A 2,028-nucleotide genomic window follows, 5' to 3' on the forward strand; every position below is an offset into this window, starting at 1 on the left:
GGCGTCGCCGACCACGCTGATGTCGGGTTGGGCGGCGAGCAGGGCGCCGAAGCCCTGCCGCACCATGGCCTGGTCGTCGGCGATCAACACGGTGATGGGGGTCGCGGCTGCGCTCGGGTCCGTCACGGCCTCAGCCTAGGCCGCCGGGACGCGCGGCAGCTGCGCTCGCACCTCGAATCCACCGCCCGGGACGGGATGGGCCACGAGCCGCCCTCCGACCGCCAGCGCCCGGTCGACCATGCCGCGGATGCCGTTCCCGCCGCCGCGGTCCCCGGGTCCGGGCTCCGCGCGCCCGGGGCCGTTGCGCACGGTCACGCTCACCTCGTCCGGTCCGTACGCCACGCCGACCTGGACCGGTGCCCCGGAGGCGTGGCGGGCGGCGTTGGCGAGCGACTCCTGCAGGATGCGGTACACCGTGAGCGCGGTGGCGTCGGAGACACCCGCCGGGTCACCGTCCGTCGCGGTGGACAGGACCATCCCGGCGCGCCGCGCGCCCTCGAACAGGTCGCCGAGCCGGTCGAGGCCGGGCTGGGGAGCCTGCGCCCGTTCGCCGTCGCCGTCGCCGTCGCTGACGTCGGCGAGGTTGTCGCTCCGGAGCACGCCGAGCATGCCGCGCACCTCGTTGAGCGCCTCGCGGGCGGTCGCCCCGATGGATTCGAACTCCGCGCGCACCGGTTCGGGAACCTCGGGCAGGCGGTACGGGGCGCTCTGCGCCTGCACCACGACGAGGGACATGTGGTGCGCGACGATGTCGTGCAGGTCGCGGGCGATGCGGGCCTTCTCCTCGAGGATCGCGCGGCGGGCCCGCTCGAGTTCGCTGACCTCCTCCTGCCGGGCCAGCTGCCGCCGGGAGAGCACGAGCCACCGCACGAGCAGGCCGAACACCGCCATCGCGGTCAGGCCGAGCGCCCAGCCCCAGCCGTTCTGCCCCGGCACGCGGGTGAAGAACAGCACCACCGTGGCCGCCCACACGAGCCCGGCGATCTGCAGGGACGCGCGCATGCTCACCGCGACGAGCAGCGCGCACAGCACGAGGATGTGCACCACCTGCCAGGGGTAGTCGTAGCCGGGGACGAGGTCGAAGGCGCGCGGGATCGCCAGCGCGGCCCCGGCCGAAACCGCCCACCCGAGGGCGGGATCGGTCCGGATCGCCACGAACGGCCCGGCCGCGAGCGCCGCGACGACGGGCATCAGCGGTGCGGGCACCTCGTGGGTGAGGTGCAACGTGGGCCACGCGACCGCGTACAGGATCAGCGTCGCCGCCACGATCGCGATCGTCCACCAGCGGCCTCGGCCGCGTTCTCTCGTCCAGCGCACGGCACCACGGTAGGCACGGGACGCCCGCACTGTCGTCATACCAGGGGGTGAGATGCGCCTGGCTCCGTGGGGGCAGACGGCCGCGGCCGGACCGCTCCGGCGTGGGATCCGCGGCGGTCCCCGTCGTTCCTAACGTCCGTGCCATGCGCAGACGAGCGACGACAGTGATGGTGGGTACGGCCGCGGCGCTGTTCCTGGGAACCGTTGGGGCGCAGGCTGGTCCGGAGGGGGAGCCGAGGCCGCACGGGGGCGCCACGGCGGCGGCGGTGGCGGCGCTGTCCGACGGCGACACCGCGGCGGCGCTCGAGGTCTTCCCGGCCGGCTTCGAGCCGGCGATGCACTACCGCCCGGTCACCGAGGACGGGATCCTGGTGGATCCCCTCGGGGGCTGCTCCTCCCCCGTCCCCCTGCCGAAGTTCTTCGAAACACCCTGCCGTGAACACGATCTCGGCTACGACCTGCTGCGATACGCCCGGTCGGTGGGACACGAACCGGGTCCGCAGGCGCGGCGCGGCCTGGACGCCCGGCTGAGCCGGCACCTGCACGAGGCGTGCCGCACGGCGGCTCCCGGCGACGGCTGGTGCGTCCTCACCGCGGATGTGGCGTCGATTGCCGTGCGGTTCAATTCGTGGCGGCAACGCGACGCGGCACCGGTTCCCGAGTCACCGCTGCCGTACGCGGCCGTGGTGTGGACGTTGGCCGCGGCGGCGC

General features: G+C 74.5%; 2 protein-coding genes and 1 pseudogene. 1 reads left to right on the top strand and 2 read right to left on the bottom strand.

Features of this window, described 5'->3' with window-relative positions; translation table 11 throughout:
• A pseudogene (locus CQZ88_RS31945) lies at positions 1–126 on the bottom strand (DNA-binding response regulator); the annotation flags it as partial.
• Positions 127–135: 9 nt separating this feature from the next.
• Positions 136–1,356, bottom strand: a complete 1,221-nt coding sequence (locus CQZ88_RS26590) for a sensor histidine kinase (protein ID WP_374703842.1) — start codon at positions 1,354–1,356, stop codon at positions 136–138.
• Between the two features lie 104 nt (positions 1,357–1,460).
• Between CQZ88_RS26590 and CQZ88_RS26595 the strand changes: the two genes are divergently transcribed.
• The coding region (locus CQZ88_RS26595; protein WP_258008810.1) for a hypothetical protein at positions 1,461–2,028 on the top strand (568 nt) is incomplete at its 3' end.

The organism is Rhodococcus sp. ENV425, from assembly GCF_002887785.1.
GTDB classification, from domain to species: Bacteria; Actinomycetota; Actinomycetes; order Mycobacteriales; family Mycobacteriaceae; genus Rhodococcus; species Rhodococcus aetherivorans.